Source organism: Caballeronia sp. LjRoot34 (assembly GCF_964253815.1).
Taxonomy (GTDB): domain Bacteria; phylum Pseudomonadota; class Gammaproteobacteria; order Burkholderiales; family Burkholderiaceae; genus Caballeronia.
Genome location: NZ_CAXUSB020000001.1, coordinates 4,113,547 through 4,129,149 on the forward strand (window position 1 = coordinate 4,113,547; position 15,603 = coordinate 4,129,149).

At 60.6% G+C, this 15,603-nt stretch carries 16 protein-coding genes; 8 read left to right on the forward strand and 8 right to left on the reverse strand.

The features are described from left to right. Positions 1 to 176: 176 nt before the first annotated feature. The 3 genes from ttcA to ACSQ36_RS18565 form a co-directional block, all read right to left on the reverse strand. Positions 177 to 1,085: a tRNA 2-thiocytidine(32) synthetase TtcA gene (gene ttcA, locus ACSQ36_RS18555; RefSeq protein WP_436183219.1), complete on the reverse strand. Its 909-nt coding sequence runs from the start codon at positions 1,083 to 1,085 to the stop codon at positions 177 to 179. Between the two features lie 62 nt (positions 1,086 to 1,147). Next, positions 1,148 to 1,549 (reverse strand): dihydroneopterin aldolase, encoded by a 402-nt coding sequence (locus tag ACSQ36_RS18560; protein WP_031362233.1) that lies wholly within the window; start codon positions 1,547 to 1,549, stop codon positions 1,148 to 1,150. A 44-nt stretch (positions 1,550 to 1,593) separates the two neighbouring features. Beyond that, positions 1,594 to 2,433 (reverse strand): SDR family oxidoreductase, encoded by an 840-nt coding sequence (locus tag ACSQ36_RS18565; RefSeq protein WP_436182943.1) that lies wholly within the window; start codon positions 2,431 to 2,433, stop codon positions 1,594 to 1,596. A 13-nt stretch (positions 2,434 to 2,446) separates the two neighbouring features. On the opposite strand from ACSQ36_RS18565, the gene ACSQ36_RS18570 reads away from it, so the two are divergent. Together ACSQ36_RS18570 and ACSQ36_RS18575 are read left to right on the forward strand one after the other, a co-directional pair. Then, positions 2,447 to 3,661: a class I SAM-dependent methyltransferase gene (locus tag ACSQ36_RS18570; RefSeq protein WP_436182944.1), complete on the forward strand. Its 1,215-nt coding sequence runs from the start codon at positions 2,447 to 2,449 to the stop codon at positions 3,659 to 3,661. A gap of 4 nt (positions 3,662 to 3,665) precedes the next feature. Further along, complete coding sequence (locus ACSQ36_RS18575; RefSeq protein WP_213768198.1) at positions 3,666 to 3,860, forward strand: DUF2905 domain-containing protein; 195 nt, start codon at positions 3,666 to 3,668, stop codon at positions 3,858 to 3,860. 15 nt (positions 3,861 to 3,875) lie between these two features. Here the strand turns inward: ACSQ36_RS18575 and ACSQ36_RS18580 are convergent, their stop codons facing one another. The 4 genes from ACSQ36_RS18580 to ACSQ36_RS18595 form a co-directional block, all read right to left on the reverse strand. Next, positions 3,876 to 5,105: a multifunctional CCA addition/repair protein gene (locus ACSQ36_RS18580; protein WP_436182945.1), complete on the reverse strand. Its 1,230-nt coding sequence runs from the start codon at positions 5,103 to 5,105 to the stop codon at positions 3,876 to 3,878. Then, entirely contained in the window at positions 5,102 to 5,722 is a 621-nt protein-coding gene (locus tag ACSQ36_RS18585) for a glutathione S-transferase family protein (RefSeq protein ID WP_436182946.1), read from the reverse strand. Before ACSQ36_RS18585 ends, ACSQ36_RS18580 begins: the two co-directional genes overlap by 4 nt. Before the next feature lie 32 nt (positions 5,723 to 5,754). After that, positions 5,755 to 6,711: a complex I NDUFA9 subunit family protein gene (locus tag ACSQ36_RS18590; protein WP_436182947.1), complete on the reverse strand. Its 957-nt coding sequence runs from the start codon at positions 6,709 to 6,711 to the stop codon at positions 5,755 to 5,757. 118 nt (positions 6,712 to 6,829) lie between these two features. After that, positions 6,830 to 8,797, reverse strand: a complete 1,968-nt coding sequence (locus ACSQ36_RS18595; RefSeq protein WP_436182948.1) for a transglycosylase SLT domain-containing protein — start codon at positions 8,795 to 8,797, stop codon at positions 6,830 to 6,832. Between the two features lie 23 nt (positions 8,798 to 8,820). Here ACSQ36_RS18595 and ACSQ36_RS18600 point away from each other — a divergent pair, with 23 nt between their 5' ends. Continuing rightward, a complete protein-coding gene (locus tag ACSQ36_RS18600; protein ID WP_436182949.1) occupies positions 8,821 to 9,414 on the forward strand; it encodes a 5-formyltetrahydrofolate cyclo-ligase in 594 nt (197 codons plus the stop codon). Positions 9,415 to 10,486: 1,072 nt separating this feature from the next. On the opposite strand, the gene ACSQ36_RS18605 is transcribed toward ACSQ36_RS18600, so the two are convergent. Beyond that, positions 10,487 to 10,999, reverse strand: coding sequence for a winged helix DNA-binding protein (locus tag ACSQ36_RS18605; protein ID WP_213767948.1), 513 nt, complete (start codon positions 10,997 to 10,999; stop codon positions 10,487 to 10,489). A 185-nt stretch (positions 11,000 to 11,184) separates the two neighbouring features. Here ACSQ36_RS18605 and pxpB point away from each other — a divergent pair, with 185 nt between their 5' ends. From pxpB to ACSQ36_RS18630, 5 genes are all read left to right on the forward strand, one after another. Then, complete coding sequence (gene pxpB, locus ACSQ36_RS18610) at positions 11,185 to 11,838, forward strand: 5-oxoprolinase subunit PxpB (RefSeq protein ID WP_436182950.1); 654 nt, start codon at positions 11,185 to 11,187, stop codon at positions 11,836 to 11,838. Further along, positions 11,835 to 12,866, forward strand: coding sequence for a biotin-dependent carboxyltransferase family protein (locus tag ACSQ36_RS18615; protein WP_436182951.1), 1,032 nt, complete (start codon positions 11,835 to 11,837; stop codon positions 12,864 to 12,866). Before pxpB ends, ACSQ36_RS18615 begins: the two co-directional genes overlap by 4 nt. A gap of 17 nt (positions 12,867 to 12,883) precedes the next feature. Beyond that, positions 12,884 to 13,636 carry a 5-oxoprolinase subunit PxpA gene (gene pxpA, locus ACSQ36_RS18620; RefSeq protein WP_436182952.1) on the forward strand — a complete coding sequence of 251 codons (753 nt, stop codon included), beginning with the start codon at positions 12,884 to 12,886 and terminating at the stop codon, positions 13,634 to 13,636. A gap of 245 nt (positions 13,637 to 13,881) precedes the next feature. Then, positions 13,882 to 14,601: a DUF969 domain-containing protein gene (locus ACSQ36_RS18625; RefSeq protein ID WP_213767944.1), complete on the forward strand. Its 720-nt coding sequence runs from the start codon at positions 13,882 to 13,884 to the stop codon at positions 14,599 to 14,601. Further along, positions 14,598 to 15,554 carry a DUF979 domain-containing protein gene (locus tag ACSQ36_RS18630; RefSeq protein WP_436182953.1) on the forward strand — a complete coding sequence of 319 codons (957 nt, stop codon included), beginning with the start codon at positions 14,598 to 14,600 and terminating at the stop codon, positions 15,552 to 15,554. The genes ACSQ36_RS18625 and ACSQ36_RS18630 overlap by 4 nt, the downstream gene beginning before the upstream one ends. The last annotated feature ends 49 nt before the right edge of the window (positions 15,555 to 15,603 follow it).

Sequence of the window (15,603 nt, forward strand, 5' to 3'; positions counted from 1 at the left end):
CACCGCGATTATCTCGTTAATATGGATTGCAAACTAATTTCACAAAACCTTGGTAATTATTTTATGCGACTCAAGTAACGCCGAAAGTAACTTGTTGGCGTAATGCAAGACATCCAAAAAAAACAAGCGCGCTCAACGGGCGCGCTTGTTTCCGACCGACGTTTCCTGCTCAACCCTCAAATATCGTCGAACTGAACAATCGAAATAGTCTGCGAGGTTGATTCCGTCGAACACGGGTCTTCATCGAACGCGATATCCCCGGCCGGGTCCGCCACGCCCGTCGCGCGCAATCCGCCGAACGCAAACAGCTTGTGATCCATCAAATGCGAAGGCACGACATTCGACAGCGCGTTGAACATATTTTCCACGCGGCCCGGGAAACGCTTTTCCCAATCGCGGATCAGTGCCTTCATTTCGGCGCGCTTCAGGTTCGGCTGGCTACCGCATAGATTGCACGGAATGATCGGGAATTCGCGCAGCTCGGCGAACTTCTCCAGATCTTTTTCCTTCGCGTAAGCAAGCGGCCGGATCACGATGTTCTTGCCATCGTCGGATTGCAGTTTCGGCGGCATGCCTTTTAGCTTGCCACCATAGAACATATTCAAAAACAGAGTTTGCAGAATGTCGTCGCGATGATGCCCAAGCGCAATTTTCGTCGCCCCAAGCTCACCGGCCACGCGATACAAAATCCCGCGCCGCAATCTCGAACACAGCGAACACGTCGTCTTGCCTTCCGGCACCAACCGCTTGACGATGCTGTACGTATCCTGATTCTCGATATGAAACGGGATATCCAGCTTGCTCAAATACTCAGGCAGCACATGCTCCGGAAACCCCGGCTGCTTCTGGTCGAGATTCACGGCCACGATGTCGAAGTTGATCGGCGCGCGTTCGCGCAGCCGCATCAGGAGTTCGAGCATCGCGTACGAATCCTTGCCGCCGGACAGGCAGACCATGACCTTGTCGCCGTCTTCGATCATCTTGTAGTCGGTGACGGCCTCACCCACCTGACGCGCCAGCCGCTTGAACAACTTGTTGTTCTCGTAGGCCTGCTTCTGCTCGCGGCGGGTCATTGGCTCGCGCATTGTCGGGACAGATGCCAACTCCTGAACCACCGGCGCTTCCGTTTCCGTTTCCGTTAGCGAACTCATGCCGTCACCTCTTTGATGCGAAAGACTTCGACGCCCACGGCATCGCAATCGGGATAAACGTCCGGTTTTTCTGTCGATACCACCACGGCACGCACATTCGGATGCGCCAATAAAGCGGCAGCGACGTCATCGCAGAGTGTTTCCTGCAGGTGGATATGCCCTTTGCCCACGCGCTTGGCGATGGTCGAGCGCATGAAGTCGTAATCGACGACTTCGCGCAGCTTGTCCTCAGTCGGCGTCGATAACGCCAGCGGCACGAACAATTCCACGTTGATCACCACGCGCTGCTCGCCCTGCTTTTCGAAATCGTGCACGCCAATGTTGATGCGCACTTCGTAATTGCGCAGAAAAAGCCGCCGGCAATCGGCGAGCCGGGGATGCGAAAGTGCGGCAAGCATGGTGATGTCCTGGTGATTCAGATTGACTGACTGAGATTAACTTACTAAGCGCCGCCGCCCGGATTGCGGCTTGCGGTCAAAAACATGATGTCGCGTGGCGACGGCACGAGATGCTGCCCGCCGTCCACCACCAGCGTCGTACCCGTCACGCCTGAAGCGTCGGCGAGATAACAGGCCGCCGAGACAACATCCTCCACCCGCGAAGCCCGCCCCAACGGGGTTACCCGATGCGCGGCCTCGAACTCGGCCTGCGTCATGTCGGCGGACGGCAGCGTGAGACCCGGCGCAAGCCCGACCACGCGCAACTTCGGCGCAAGCGCCTGAGCCAGCGCGACGGTTGCGTTTTCCAGCGCCGCCTTGGTCAGCGTGTACGACAGGTAATCGGGATTCATGTTGTACAGCTTCTGGTCGAGCACGTTGATGACGCAGCCGCGCCGGGTTTCATCGTCGGCGGCGGCATCGGGCGTAGCGTCGTACAGCGCGCGCGCCAATGCCAACGGCGCACCAACATTGACAGCCATCATCTCGAGCAGGCGCGGGTAGCTGAAATCGCGCGCGGTATCTTCGACAAAACTCGACGCGTTGTTCACCACGCAATGCAGACCACCCAACGCGTCGATACACGCCGGCACCAGCCGCGCCACATCGCTTTCCACGCCAAGATCCGCATGCAGAGCGACCGCGCGGCGGCCGAGGGCGCGTATGGACTGGACGACTTCCTGCGCCTGGCCCTCAGAACCGCCAAAATGCACGGCGACGTCCCACCCGCGCGCAGCGAAACCGAGCGCGAGGCCGCGGCCGATGCGCTTCGCCGCGCCGGTGATCAGCACCACGCGGGCTTTCGGCGCGGAAGAATCTGGAGAAGTGGACGAAGAAACGCTCATTTACAATGCCGGAATGAATCCAAAAGCTCACGAATCCGACAGTTTACCTGTTCCCGGCTCCGACGCGCTCGCGCAGTCCGAGGCGCTGACAGCACGCATCCGGGCGGAAATCGCGTCGGCGGGCGGCTGGCTGCCGTTTAGCCGGTATATGCAACTTGCCCTTTACGCGCCCGGCCTCGGCTATTACAGCGGCGGCTCGATGAAATTCGGCAAACGCGGCGACGATGGCAGCGACTTTGTCACCGCACCGGAAATGTCGCCGCTGTTCTCGGCGACGCTCGCGCGGCCGGTCGCGCAGGCGTTGCGCGACAGCGGTACGCGCAATTTGATGGAATTCGGCGCCGGCACGGGCAAGCTCGCCGCCGGGCTGCTGAACGCTTTGAAAGCGCTGGATATCCCCTTCGACAACTACGCGATCGTGGATTTATCCGGCGAATTGCAGGAACGCCAGCGGGCGACGATTGAAGCGGATGCGCCCGAACTGGCATCGAAGGTGCAATGGCTCAGCGTATTGCCGGAGCGTTTTGAAGGCGTGGTGATCGGCAACGAAGTGCTCGACGCCATGCCCGTGCGCCTGGTCGTGCGCAAACTGGGCGTGTGGCATGAGCGCGGCGTATCGTGGACGGACAACCGTTTCACATTCGACGACAAACCGCTGCTAGCCGCGCTGGACGATCCGCTGCTGGCCGAAATAGATGCCACCATCGATGAAGTCAACGACGAGCCGTTCGTCGAATACCTGAGCGAAACGCACGAAGCGGCGCTGGCTTTCACGCGCACCATCTGCACGATGCTCACGCGCGGTGCGGCGTTTTTCATCGATTACGGTTTTCCGCGGCGCGAGTTTTATCACGCTCAGCGCGCGCAGGGCACGCTGATGTGCCATTACCGGCATCGGTCGCACGGCGATCCGTTCTTGTATCCCGGGCTGCAGGACATCACGGCGCACGTGGAGTTTTCGGGAATCGCGGAAGCCGGCACGGACGCGGGCGCCGATCTGCTCGGCTTTACGTCGCAGGCGCGTTTCCTGATGAACGCCGGTATTACCGACGCGCTTTCCGACCTCGATCCCACCGACGCCCGGCGCTTTCTGCCCGCTGCGAACGCGGTTCAGAAGTTGTTATCGGAGGCGGAAATGGGCGAATTGTTCAAGGTGATCGCGTTTTCGCGGGGTATCGACGACACGCTGGCCGCGTTCTCGTCCGGCGACCGCTCGCATACTTTATGAAATCATGATCCGCTGGGTACTCACCACGTTCATTGCATTGTCGATTCTCTCGGCGTGTTTGCCGTGGATGAAGAAACTCGGCATAGGCAAGTTACCCGGCGATTTCACGCTGCGGCTTTTCGGACGGGAATATCCGTTCCCGTTCATGTCGACTATTTTGCTTTCGCTCGTGCTGTCGTTGCTGGCGCGGGCGCTTTAACTCACAACACCGCTTTTAAAGCACCTCCTCCACCGCCGCCACGCGCGCGGCGTGAACCGCGTCCTTGATCTTCCCCGGCTCGTTCGCGTACTGCTGCGCGACGGCGCCGGCATCGACCGCACGCGCCGCCACCAACGCGTCGCGCAAACGCTCGGCCTGCGGATATGGTTGCTGACTCAAACCAAGCCGGCCGCGGGCATCGGAGACACAGGCTTGTAGTGCTTCAGCAAACCGCGCAGGCTTGCGCAGCGCGTCGCAACGCTCGAACAACCGCACCAGCGCCGCCGCCCCAAACTCCATCACCCGATGAATATTGCCGTGCTCACGCGCCACCAGCAACGCGAGATCGCGACATTCGTTCGGCACGCGCAAACGCTCGCACAACGGCTTCAGCAGATCGACGCTACGCCCTTCATGGCCGATATGACGCGGCAGGATATCGTCGGGCGTGGTCGCCTTGCCGAGATCATGGGTCAGCGCGGCGAAGCGCACCGGCAATGTATAACCGTGCGCCGCCGCGTAATCCAGGACCATCATCACGTGCACGCCGGTATCGACTTCCGGGTGATAGTCGGCACGTTGCGGCACGCCCCACAGCGAATCCACCTCGGGCAGGATCCGCGCGAGCGCGCCGCATTCGCGCAGCACCTCGAACATCCGCGACGGCGTTTTCTCCATCAAGCCGCGCGACACTTCCTGCCACACGCGCTCGGGCACGAGCGCATCGACTTCGCCGTCGGCGACCATGCGTTTCATCAGCGCGAGCGTTTCGTCAGCGATAGTGAAATCCGCGAAACGCGCCGCAAACCGCGCGATGCGCAGAATCCGCACCGGATCTTCAATAAACGCTTCACCCACATGCCGGAACACACGCGCTTCCAGATCAGCGCGGCCATTGAACGGATCGATCACCGGTCCGGTCAGCTCGCCATCCGGGCGCACTTCGCGCGCCATTGCGTTGACGGTCAGATCGCGGCGCGCGAGATCTTCTTCTAGCGTAACGTCGGGCGCGTAGAAAAACTGAAAGCCGTGATATCCCGCCGATGTCTTGCGCTCGGTCCGCGCGAGCGCATATTCCTCATGCGTTTGCGGATGTAAAAACACGGGGAAATCCTTGCCGACCGGCTTGAAACCTTGCGCCGTCATCTGCTCGGGCGTGGCTCCGACCACGACGTAATCGCGGTCCTGAACCGGCAGGCCGAGCATGTCATCGCGGATCGCGCCGCCCACGGCGTAAATGTTCATCGCTCGTTCCGTGCGCCTTCAATCCACTCTGCAACCTCCGGTAGCGCCGTGATGCGGGCGGCGTAAGCGAGCGCCGTTTCGCTCAGCTTGGGCGCGTAGGAATTGAAGCGCATGACGACCGGCGCGAACATCGCGTCGGCAATACCGAATTCGTGGCCGAACAGGAACGGCCCGCCGTGCGCGTCGAGGCAATTGCGCCAGATCAGGTCGATCCGTTTCACGTTCGCCAACGCACCGGCAGTGAGTTGCTGGCCGAAGGCCTGGTGCCGGATATTCATCGACATCTGTTCGCGCAGATCAGCGAAACCCGCGTGCATTTCCGCGCTGATGCTGCGAGCGTGCGCCCGCGCGGCGGCATCGCGCGGCCACAACGCGTACTGCGGGAACAACTCGGCCAGGGTTTCCATGATCGCGACCGATTCCCATACGGCGTCGCCGGCATCGGTCACGAGGCAAGGCACTTTCCCCGACGGCGAATGCGCGAGGATATTCGCGGAGGAATCCGGCCGCGCGAGGCGGATCATCGTCTCCTCGAAAGGAATGCCGAAGTGCTTGAGCACGAGCCACGGCCGCATGGACCATGACGACACATTCTTGTCACCAATAACGAGTTTCATCGCAGATATCTAAGTTGAATAACTAGCAAAAATCAACGCCCGGCCGACGCCCGGAATGTATTGAAGCGCGAACGCGACGACGATCCCGTAAGGTACATGGGCGCGATTGCTTCAATGCTCGCCGGCTCTTCAATGCCGAGTTCCGGCGCCATCGGACCGCTTGCCACCGCAGGCGTTTTCATGGAATCGAGATTATCGCGCGACATCATGGGTTCGCCGGGTGCGAGTTCAAGCGACATCGCCTGGAGACGGCCGAGGATATCCGGCAAGCGGATGATCTTCGCGTTTTTGCCAATTGCCGCGCCGCTGAACCTGACCAGTTCTTCCAGCGTGTACACCGTCGGTCCGGCGAGTTCATAAACGCGGCCACTGGCGGCATCGAGATCGAGCACGTTGGCGAAGGCTTTGGCAACGTCACCGACAAAAACCGGCTGGATCTTGGCCTGCGAACACGCCAGCGGAATCACCGGAAAAATCCGTTCGAGAAACGCGAACTGATTCAGGAAGTTGTCTTCAGGCCCGAACACCACGGATGGACGAAAGATCGTGGTCGCCAGATTCGATTCGCGCACGGCCTTTTCGCCGTCACCCTTAGAGCGCAGATACATGCTCGGCCCTTTCGGATCCGCGCCAAGCGCACTCATGTGGATCAAGCGCCGCACGCCTTTTGCCTGACACGCTGCCACGATCTTGCTGGGCAACTCGACATGCGCCTTGGCGAATTGCGGACCATAAGGATCGCCGCGCTTGCCTTGCAGAATGCCGACCAGGTTGATCACTGCATCGGCCTGGGAGACGAAGGCGGCGAGCTGGACGGAATCGAAGACATTGGTTTCGATCACATCCACGGGCAGCAACGTCAGATGCGCCGCGTTCTCGCGACGCCGCGTGGCAATGCGCACGTTCTTGCCAAGCTCGACAAGCGCGTTCACCAGATGACTGCCGATAAACCCCGATCCGCCGATCAACGCAATGGTTTGATGCCGCATGTTCGCCTCTGTAAGTGGCGGTCCGCGAAAGCGTCAGGGCGGCGGCGCCGCGCGTGACTTTCGACTAACCGTATCGACCGGAAAAGCGAAACGCGCGGCGAGTCTTGTTGCAGGCCGCTTACGGCGCGATATAACCGAGCCGCGCTTTCAGCGATTGCGGACGGCCTTCGAACAGCGCCGCGTAATACACGGTGTTCGACAGCACGTTCTTGACGTAGTCGCGGGTTTCGGTGAACGGAATAGTTTCAGCAAAAATCGCGCCCTCTACCGGTGCGCTGAGCGTGGAACGCCACTGCGTCGGGCGTCCCGGGCCCGCGTTGTAACCGGCCGTGGCGAGGACGGCGGAATCGTCGAACTGGTTGTAGACCATGGCCAGATAATTCGTGCCGAGCAGGATGTTGGTGTCGAGATCATTCATCTGTTCACGCGATACCGGTCCCATGCCGATTTTCTTCGCCACGAGTTGCGCGGTGCCGGGCATCAACTGCATCAGGCCGCCCGCGCCCACTTCCGACTTCGCGTTGATGATGAACCGCGATTCCTGGCGAATCAGCCCGTACGCCCATTCGACATCGAGCCCGGTGTTCTTCGACTCACGCTCGACCACATCACGATACGGCGAGAGATACCGCAATGAGAAATCGTGCTCGGTCTTGGTTTTGTCGGCCGTGTTCACCGCGCGGTCGAACAATTCGATCCGCTTGGCGTACAGAGCCGTGGCGATCAATTGCCGGTCCGTCATGGTACGCAGCGGCCAGTTCCATTCGCGGTTGCCTTCGAGCCGCAGGTTCATGGCGTAAAACTTCTGCGACAGCGCAAAACCCGGCACCGATGCAGCTTGGGCGATTTCGGCGTCGCTCACTTCCGTGCGCGGCGGCACGGTGATCTTCTGGCCGAGTTCTTCAGACGCCAACTGGCCGTAGAAGTTGAACTGATCCGCGATGCTCGTGAATTCCTGGTTGGCCGTGGCGGTGTCGCCGGCTTGCTTCAGTGAGCGTGCGTGCCAGTAGATCCACGCGGGCTGATTGCGCAGCGTGGGCGGCATTTGTTCGATCGACCAGCGCACCATGGTCCAGTCGCCGGCGAGCAATGCGCTGCGCGTGCGCCATTCATAGGCGGGATTCGACAACGGCGCATTCACCGAGAGCCGATACCAGTCCACCGCGCTCGGCATCCGTTTCAATGCAGCCTGATATGCAATCGTGCCCCAGCCGACAGCGCGTTCCGACGGCGTCAACGCCGGCGCGACCGAACTGAACGATGCAGCGGCCATGGCCGGATCGTTGCGCGCCATGCGCGTAATGGCGACGAGCGCCAGTTGATGCGACGATGTGTCTCGACCTACGCCGCGTGCGAGATACAGCGGCGGGGTGCTGGCGGCGGTGTCGAAGACGCTTTGATCCGGGCGTACCTGGCCCAGCGCGTCCGCGATACGGCTGCCGGTGTTCGTGTAGTTCTGTTCGTAGGCGAGGCGGATTTGCTGCCAGACGTCGTCCGCGGTGAATTGCTGCGAGACGGCCAGTGCGTTGATCAGGTCGACGCAACCGTCGCCATACCATTTAGGATCGACGAGCAGAGCGCGCGCGGCGTCCGACACATTTTCTCCGCGCGACGCGCGTGCTTCGAGCGCGTAGCATTTCACTTGCGTGTCGTCGTTCAGGACGAAGCGCGAGTATTGATCGAGGAAATTGCGCCAGTCGTGGCGCGCGCCGAGCACGTTCAGATAGTCGTTACGCATGCGGTCGGCGATAGCCTGGCCGTCGTAGCGCTGCAGGAACGCGAGGACCGGTTCGTCCGGTGCGTCGACGCGCGCGTGTCCTTGCGAGTCGAAGAGTTGCGGCTTGATGGTGAAGTAATCGACATAACCCGGCGCCGGATAATTCGGAATTTGCGCGGCGAGTTGCATGGCACGGCCAGCGTCATTCGAGCGCGCGGCTTCGCGCAACTGGATGAAGGTGCGGTCGTCGGGCGAGAGCGAATAGTCGGCTGTCGGGCGCACGGCGGAGGCGGTACCGCATCCGATCAGCGTGATGGCGGCGAGCGCGGTTGCGGCAGCGAGATATACTCGTTTGAGACGTTTTGACATCGTTATTTCTGGAGCGCGAAGTGATGCAAAGCATAGCACGCAACCCTCTGCTGGAAACCAAAAGCGCGCTGCGTTCGAACCTGCTTGCAACCCGCGAGGCGCAAGGCGTTCGGGCCGATCAGGGTGCACGTGGTGAAGCGTTGGCTCGGCGTTTGATGGAAGCGGTCGCACGCTTTTCCGATGCATCGTGCATTGGCTTTTATTGGCCGGTTGCGGGGGAGTTCGATGCGCGTGATGTGCTGACTGTCTGGCTGGCGCTGAATGCATCGCGGGGGGCGGCATTGCCGGTGGTGGTTGCGCCGAGGGCGCCGCTGGTTTTTCATGCGTGGCAGCCGAACGCGGCGATGAAGAAAGGGCGGTATGGCATTCCCGTGCCGGCCGAGGAGCGGGTGGTGGTGCCGGACTTGCTCGTTATTCCTTGTGTGGGTTTCGATGCCGATCGATATCGGTTGGGATATGGGGGTGGGTATTACGATCGGACGTTGGCGGATTGGCCGGGGCGCCTGGCGCCGGCTACGATTGGGGTGGCTTTTGAATCCGCGAAGTGTGATGCCCTGCCGAGGGGGGAGTTTGATTTGCCACTCGGGGCGATTGTGACCGAATCAACGGTTTATTGAGCGTTCGCACCGGTGGACGGTTTTTTGGGGGTTTGGTGGGCGGGGGATGTTGCGGGGTTGTTAGGTTCCGGGGTTAGCGGTCGGAGTCTATGCCGGGTTGCTGCTTTCGGCGTTAGTGGTCTGCGAGAGTCGGATTTTCTCTTTATCACTATTAGCCACTGTGCGTGGCGGCACGTCATTTCTTTGTCCAAAGCGACAAAGAAACGAAGCAAAGAAAGCGCTTTTAAACCACGCTACCCTAAGTGTCCACAGCGTGCAGTTTTCATTCATAGGTGCCCCAAAAGCACGGTGCTCGCCAGAGCGGAGGATGTGTGAACCCCTCCTTCTCGCGAATCCTGACACGAACACGCTTCGCCCCGTACGCTCTCGGGCAAGCACAATTGCTAAGGAACCCGCACGGCCTTACGTATTTACGGCTACGGTTTTTTGACGGCTTAGCTCCTGGTCTGTGCGACCGTATTCATAGGCCACAGCTTCTTGCGTGTTTGTGTTTACTGCTTCAGTTTTTGTGAATTGGCTGCGCATTCTGTACAGCTATTTTCGCCGGTTACGGCCCCCCGTATCTTCGCGACCTCGTTTCCAGCAGGGTTGGCGACGTGGTTCGAGGCGCGCACATATTTGGTGGATGGTCGTCCGCGGATAGCGCGGGGTGCTCCTTGGGCAGGTTCAATCACTGGTGGCGAAGCGTGTGGGTATCGGTGTTCGGAGAAGGAGGGGTTCACACATCCTTCGCTCTGGCGAGCACCGTGCTTTTGGGGCACCTATGAATAGAAACTGCACGCTGTGGACACTTAGGGTAGCGTGGTTGAAAGCGCTTTCTTTGCTTCGTTTCTTTGTCGCTTTGGACAAAGAAATGACGTGCCGCCACGCACAGTGGCTAATAGTGATAAAGAGAAAATCCGACTCTTGCAGACCACCACGGCCGAAAGCACCAACCCGGCATAGACCCCGACCGCTAACTCCAGAACCGACCACCCCAGCACTAACCCCGACCACTAACCCCAGAACCTAACAACCCCGGAATAGCCCCCCGACCACCCCCCAAAAACCCCAAACAGTGCGAACGAAAACCCTATAACGATGCTGCAGCCCTCGCCGCTGTATCATAAAGACCGGAAGCATTTCGCAGCAATTGCGCCGCCTCGCCTATCTGCTCGTTGGTCAGCCCGCTCTCCTTCAACGTGCTGATCAAACAACTCTCCCGCACCTCCCGATACTTCCCGCACAACTCCCGCCCCGCCGGCGTTGCGGAAAAGAACACCTCCTTGCCCACTTTTTCGCTCTTCACATAGCCCCGTGCCATCAACTTCTTAATGGCATAGCTGGCAACGTGCGTGTCCTCTATATTGAGAACAAAGCAAATATCGGCAATCTTTTTCTTCCGGTCACGATGACTCACATGATGCAGCAGCGATACTTCCACCGCCGTCATGTCCTTCGCACCCGCCGCCGACATGCATCGAACCATCCAGCGGTTGAACGCATTGCCGGCCATGATCAGGCCATATTCGAACTCGGACAACTCGGCGCTCGTTTCAGAGACGAGATGCTCGGACGAAACGATCTTGGTCGGATGACGGGGCATGGATATCTATACGGAACAATATGTCGGCGAGTGTAGCGTATCGAACGAAATTCATCGCAACGTCTAAATTCTTATTGATAATTTGTCGATAAATTATTGACAATGTACATTCCCGAGCTAGCGTCGAGACGGCTTGCTTTTGCCTTTCGCTCAAAGTGCGCGCTCGATTACCGGCAAAACCCAGCATGACACCACCCAAAATTCACCCACTCGGCGACACCGCGCTGGTTTGCGTTGCACCGCCGCCCGCCACGCTCGAATGCCAGCGCCGAATGTGGGCGCTGGCCGACGCGGCGCGCCTGTGGCCGCACGTCGTGGAAGTCGTGCCGGGCATGAACAACCTCACGCTCGTCTTCGATCCCCTCCAGGCCGACTCCGCCGAGCTCGCCAGCCAAATGAAAACCGCGTGGGAGCAAGCAGCCGAAGTCGAGGTGGGCACAGCAGAAATCGATATTCCCGTGCGCTACGGCGGCGCTGACGGACCCGATCTTGCATCGCTGGCAAAACAGTTGGACCTGAGCGTCGATGAACTCGTGAAGCGTCACACGCAAGCCGATTACATCGTGTTTTTCCTCGGCTTTCAGCCCGGCTTCGCCTACCTCGGCGGCCTCGATCCCACGCTGCACGCGCCCCGTCACTCCAAACCGCGGCTGGAAGTGCCGGCGGGGTCGGTGGGTATCGGCGGGGAGCAGACGGGCATCTATCCGGCGGCGTCGCCCGGTGGCTGGCAACTATTGGGACGCACTGATCTGAAGCTCTTCGATCCCGCCCGCAACCCGCCCACGCTCATGCAACCCGGCGATCACGTACGTTTTACCGCGCTGGAGGTGCTCGCATGATCGACGTCATTCGCGCCGGCATGCTCTCCTCCGTGCAGGATCTCGGCCGCGCGGGATATCGGCACCTGGGTGTCAGTTCGGGCGGCGCACTTGACGCGCTGTCGCTGGAAATCGGCAACCGGATCGTAGGCAACAGGCCAGATGCGGCCGGCATCGAACTGACGTTCGGACCCATCACCCTGCGCTTCACGCGCGCTACACGCGTGGCGATCACCGGCACGGATTTCGCTGCCACGCTGGACGACAAACCCGTCTACTCGTGGTGGAGCCTGCCGGTTCAAGCCGGCCAGGAACTGACCCTGCGCGGCGCCCGGCACGGCATGCGCGGTTACGTGTGCGTGGCGGGCGGTATCGACGTCCTGCCCATGCTCGGCTCCCGCAGCACCGATCTCGGCGCCTGTTTTGGCGGCCTCGGCGGCCGGGCGTTGCGCGACGGCGATCGTTTGGCCACGGGCGTACCGCTGCCGAACAAGAGCGCGGCGTTTTCATCGGCGGGAACGGCTTTTGGCGTGAAAGCGCCCGCGTGGTGCAAGTTCGTGTACGTGGAAGAACCGCTGCGGCGCGGCAAACACACGCCGGGCAATTCATGGTCGCTGCCGATCCGCGTGTTGCGCGGTCCCGAATACGAAACCTTCACGAAGACGGCCCAGCGCGACTTCTGGAACGAGGAGTGGACCATCACGCCGAACAGTAACCGCATGGGTTTCCGGCTCGCCGGCACGGTCCTGGAACGCGGCGATAAAGCCGACCTGCTGTCCCACGCCGTGTTGCCCGGCACGATTCAAGTCCCGCCGAATGGTCAGCCGATCGTGCTGATGGGCGATGCCCAGACCACCGGCGGATATCCAAAAATAGGCTCGGTGATCAAGGCCGACCTGTGGAAGCTCGCGCAAGCGAGGCTCAACAGCGGTGTGCGCTTTATCGAAACAACGGTTGAAGCCGCGCGTCACGCGCTGGCCGAAGAGCGCATGTATGTGAAACAGGTTGAATCGGCTATCGCGATGCACGCGGAACGCCTCGACCGGTAAGTGAACAGGGAACGAAGATGGAAATCGATCTGAACGCCGATCTCGGCGAAGGCATGGGAACCGACGAAGCGCTGCTCGATCTCGTGAGCTCCGCGAATATTGCTTGCGGCTGGCACGCGGGCGGAGCCACTGCCATGCGCGATTGCGTGCGCTGGGCTGTCGCGAAAGGTGTCGCCATTGGCGCGCACCCGAGTTTCAACGATCCCGAGAATTTCGGCCGCAAGGAAATGGATCTTCCCGCGTCGGAGATTTACGCGGGCGTGTTGTATCAGCTGGGCGCGCTGGCGGCGATCGTGAAGGCCGAAGGCGGCCGCATGTCGCACGTGAAACCGCACGGCGCGCTTTATAACCAGGCCGCGAGGAACCCGGAAATCGCCGAAGCCATTGTCGCGGCAATTCGCGATTTCGATCCTTCGTTGCTCGTGTTCGGGCTGGCGAACAGCAATCTCGTCGATGCCGCGCGCAAGGCGAACATGGTCGCGATCGAGGAAGTTTTTGCGGACCGCGGATATCGGGCGGATGGGTCGCTCGTGCCGCGCAAGGACCCCGGCGCATTGCTGGAGGACGAGGAAGCCGTGCTCACCCGCACGCTGTCAATGGCAACGGAGCGCCGCGTCCAGGCGGTCAGCGGGGAATGGGTGCCGATCAATGCGCAGACGGTTTGTCTTCACGGCGACGGTGCGCACGCGCTCGCTTTCGCCCGGCGGATTCGCGGAGCACTCGAAAAGGCGGGTATCGAAGTTCGTGCTGCGCACGCGGTCGAGGTTTGATGCGCGGTCTTTAGCGATTTTGACGTTGATCGAATGGCTGCCTCGCTGCTTGCGCTTGTCTCCTGCAGCGGGTCGGATTGAAGCCTCAATGAACCTGAATGCCTCGCGTATTGGCGGGGCGTTTTCGTAAGCGGCCAGTAGAGCCGTTTTATCAAGCCAATGGAACGGCCCCGCTCGAAGCAAGCGGTTCGTCCAACGGCGGAAGAGCCCTTACCGGGGCATTAGCCCGATCACTTGGAGATCTTATGGGAACCGCTGTCAACCTATGGCCACTGATAGGTGTGGCCGTCATCATCGTGGGGTTTATCCTGCGCTTCAATCCGATGCTGATCGTGGCCGCCGCCGCCATCATCACCGGCCTTGCGGCGCACTTCCCCATCGATCGCATCCTCACCGCGATCGGTACGGGCTTTCTCAAGACGCGCAACATCCCGCTCATCATTTTGCTGCCGCTGGCCGTGATCGGTTTGCTGGAACGGCACGGTCTGCGTGAACGTGCGCAAATCTGGATTGCCGGCATCAAGGCGGCAACCGTTGGACGTCTGCTGATCGTCTATTTGCTGATTCGCGAATTGACGGCGGCGGTCGGCTTGACCGGTCTCGGCGGACATCCGCAGATGGTCCGGCCGCTGCTCGCGCCCATGGCCGAAGGCGCAGCGGAAGCACGCTTCGGCAAGCTCTCCGATGAAACCCGCTTCAAGCTGCGCGCGTACTCCGCCGCGACCGATAACGTCGGCCTGTTCTTCGGCGAGGACATCTTCGTCGCGTTCGGCGCAATCGTCTTGATGACAACCTTCCTGAAGGAAGCGGGGATCGTGGTCGAACCGCTGCACGTCGCCGTATGGGGCATCCCCACCGCGATCTGCGCATTCCTGATTCACGGCTTCCGGCTGTGGCTGCTCGATCGACGGCTGAATCGCGAACTCGGCGCGTTGACCAAAAACGTTCGCGGAGAAACCGCATGACACTCACGCTCAACTATCTGTTCTATCTGCTGGGCATCGTGCTGGTCGTTGTTGCCGGCATGATCTACGTCGACAAGTCGCACCCGCGCCGCCTCACCACCGGCACGTTCTGGCTCGTGTACGCGCTGATATTTTTGATCGGCGACTGGCTGCCGGCCAATGTGGTCGGCGTGCTGGTTGTTGCCATGACGTTAATTGCCGGCTTTGGCGGCGTCACGGCCGGCAAGCCCAAAATGCTCTCCGACGAAGCGCGCCGCCAAAGCGCCATGCGTCTCGGCAACAAGCTGTTCGTGCCGGCGTTGACCATTCCCGTGGTAACGGTGGTTCTCACGCTGGCAGCGAGTTACCTCGTGTTCGGCGGCAAGCCGCTGCTCGATCCGAAGAACGTCACGCTGATGGGTTTTGGCATTGGCTGTATCGTCGCGCTGGGCGTGGCCTGCGTGATGACGCGCGATACCGTCGGCCAATCGATGAAAGAAACGCGCCGGCTGGTCGACGCGCTTTCATGGGCCGCGGTCCTTCCGCAAATGCTGGGCATGCTCGGTCTGGTGTTCTCGGATGCAGGCGTGGGTAAGGCGGTCGCGCACGTGACCACGGCGTATGTGAACCTCGATTACCGTCTGGTCGCGGTCGCCGTGTATTGCATCGGCATGGCGCTTTTCACGATGGTCATGGGCAACGGCTTCGCCGCGTTCCCGGTGATGACGGGCGGCGTAGGCGTGCCGATCCTGGTCGGCGTATTCCACGGCAATCCAGCCACGATGGTCGCGATCGGCATGTTCTCCGGCTACTGCGGCACGCTGATGACGCCGATGGCCGCGAACTTCAACATCGTGCCGGCAGCGCTGCTGGAATTACCTGACAAAAACGCGGTGATCAAAGTGCAGATTCCGACGGCGCTGTCGATGCTGGTGGTGAATATCTTCTTGCTGAACTGGCTGATGTTCCTGTGATCTGATTGCGACGCGGCCGGCTTGGAGAATACGAAACTCAAGCCGGCTG

Excerpts from the sequence above, each read along its gene's own strand:
- ttcA (WP_436183219.1), bottom strand. The coding sequence starts at position 1,085 with ATGCGCGAGCCAATGACCCGCCGCGAGCAGAAGCAGGCCTACGAGAAC.
- ACSQ36_RS18560 (WP_031362233.1), bottom strand. The coding sequence starts at position 1,549 with ATGCTTGCCGCACTTTCGCATCCCCGGCTCGCCGATTGCCGGCGGCTT.
- ACSQ36_RS18565 (WP_436182943.1), bottom strand. The coding sequence starts at position 2,433 with ATGAGCGTTTCTTCGTCCACTTCTCCAGATTCTTCCGCGCCGAAAGCC.
- ACSQ36_RS18570 (WP_436182944.1), top strand. The coding sequence starts at position 2,447 with ATGAATCCAAAAGCTCACGAATCCGACAGTTTACCTGTTCCCGGCTCC.
- ACSQ36_RS18575 (WP_213768198.1), top strand. The coding sequence starts at position 3,666 with ATGATCCGCTGGGTACTCACCACGTTCATTGCATTGTCGATTCTCTCG.
- ACSQ36_RS18580 (WP_436182945.1), bottom strand. The coding sequence starts at position 5,105 with ATGAACATTTACGCCGTGGGCGGCGCGATCCGCGATGACATGCTCGGC.
- ACSQ36_RS18585 (WP_436182946.1), bottom strand. The coding sequence starts at position 5,722 with ATGAAACTCGTTATTGGTGACAAGAATGTGTCGTCATGGTCCATGCGG.
- ACSQ36_RS18590 (WP_436182947.1), bottom strand. The coding sequence starts at position 6,711 with ATGCGGCATCAAACCATTGCGTTGATCGGCGGATCGGGGTTTATCGGC.
- ACSQ36_RS18595 (WP_436182948.1), bottom strand. The coding sequence starts at position 8,797 with ATGTCAAAACGTCTCAAACGAGTATATCTCGCTGCCGCAACCGCGCTC.
- ACSQ36_RS18600 (WP_436182949.1), top strand. The coding sequence starts at position 8,821 with ATGCAAAGCATAGCACGCAACCCTCTGCTGGAAACCAAAAGCGCGCTG.
- ACSQ36_RS18605 (WP_213767948.1), bottom strand. The coding sequence starts at position 10,999 with ATGCCCCGTCATCCGACCAAGATCGTTTCGTCCGAGCATCTCGTCTCT.
- pxpB (WP_436182950.1), top strand. The coding sequence starts at position 11,185 with ATGACACCACCCAAAATTCACCCACTCGGCGACACCGCGCTGGTTTGC.
- ACSQ36_RS18615 (WP_436182951.1), top strand. The coding sequence starts at position 11,835 with ATGATCGACGTCATTCGCGCCGGCATGCTCTCCTCCGTGCAGGATCTC.
- pxpA (WP_436182952.1), top strand. The coding sequence starts at position 12,884 with ATGGAAATCGATCTGAACGCCGATCTCGGCGAAGGCATGGGAACCGAC.
- ACSQ36_RS18625 (WP_213767944.1), top strand. The coding sequence starts at position 13,882 with ATGGGAACCGCTGTCAACCTATGGCCACTGATAGGTGTGGCCGTCATC.
- ACSQ36_RS18630 (WP_436182953.1), top strand. The coding sequence starts at position 14,598 with ATGACACTCACGCTCAACTATCTGTTCTATCTGCTGGGCATCGTGCTG.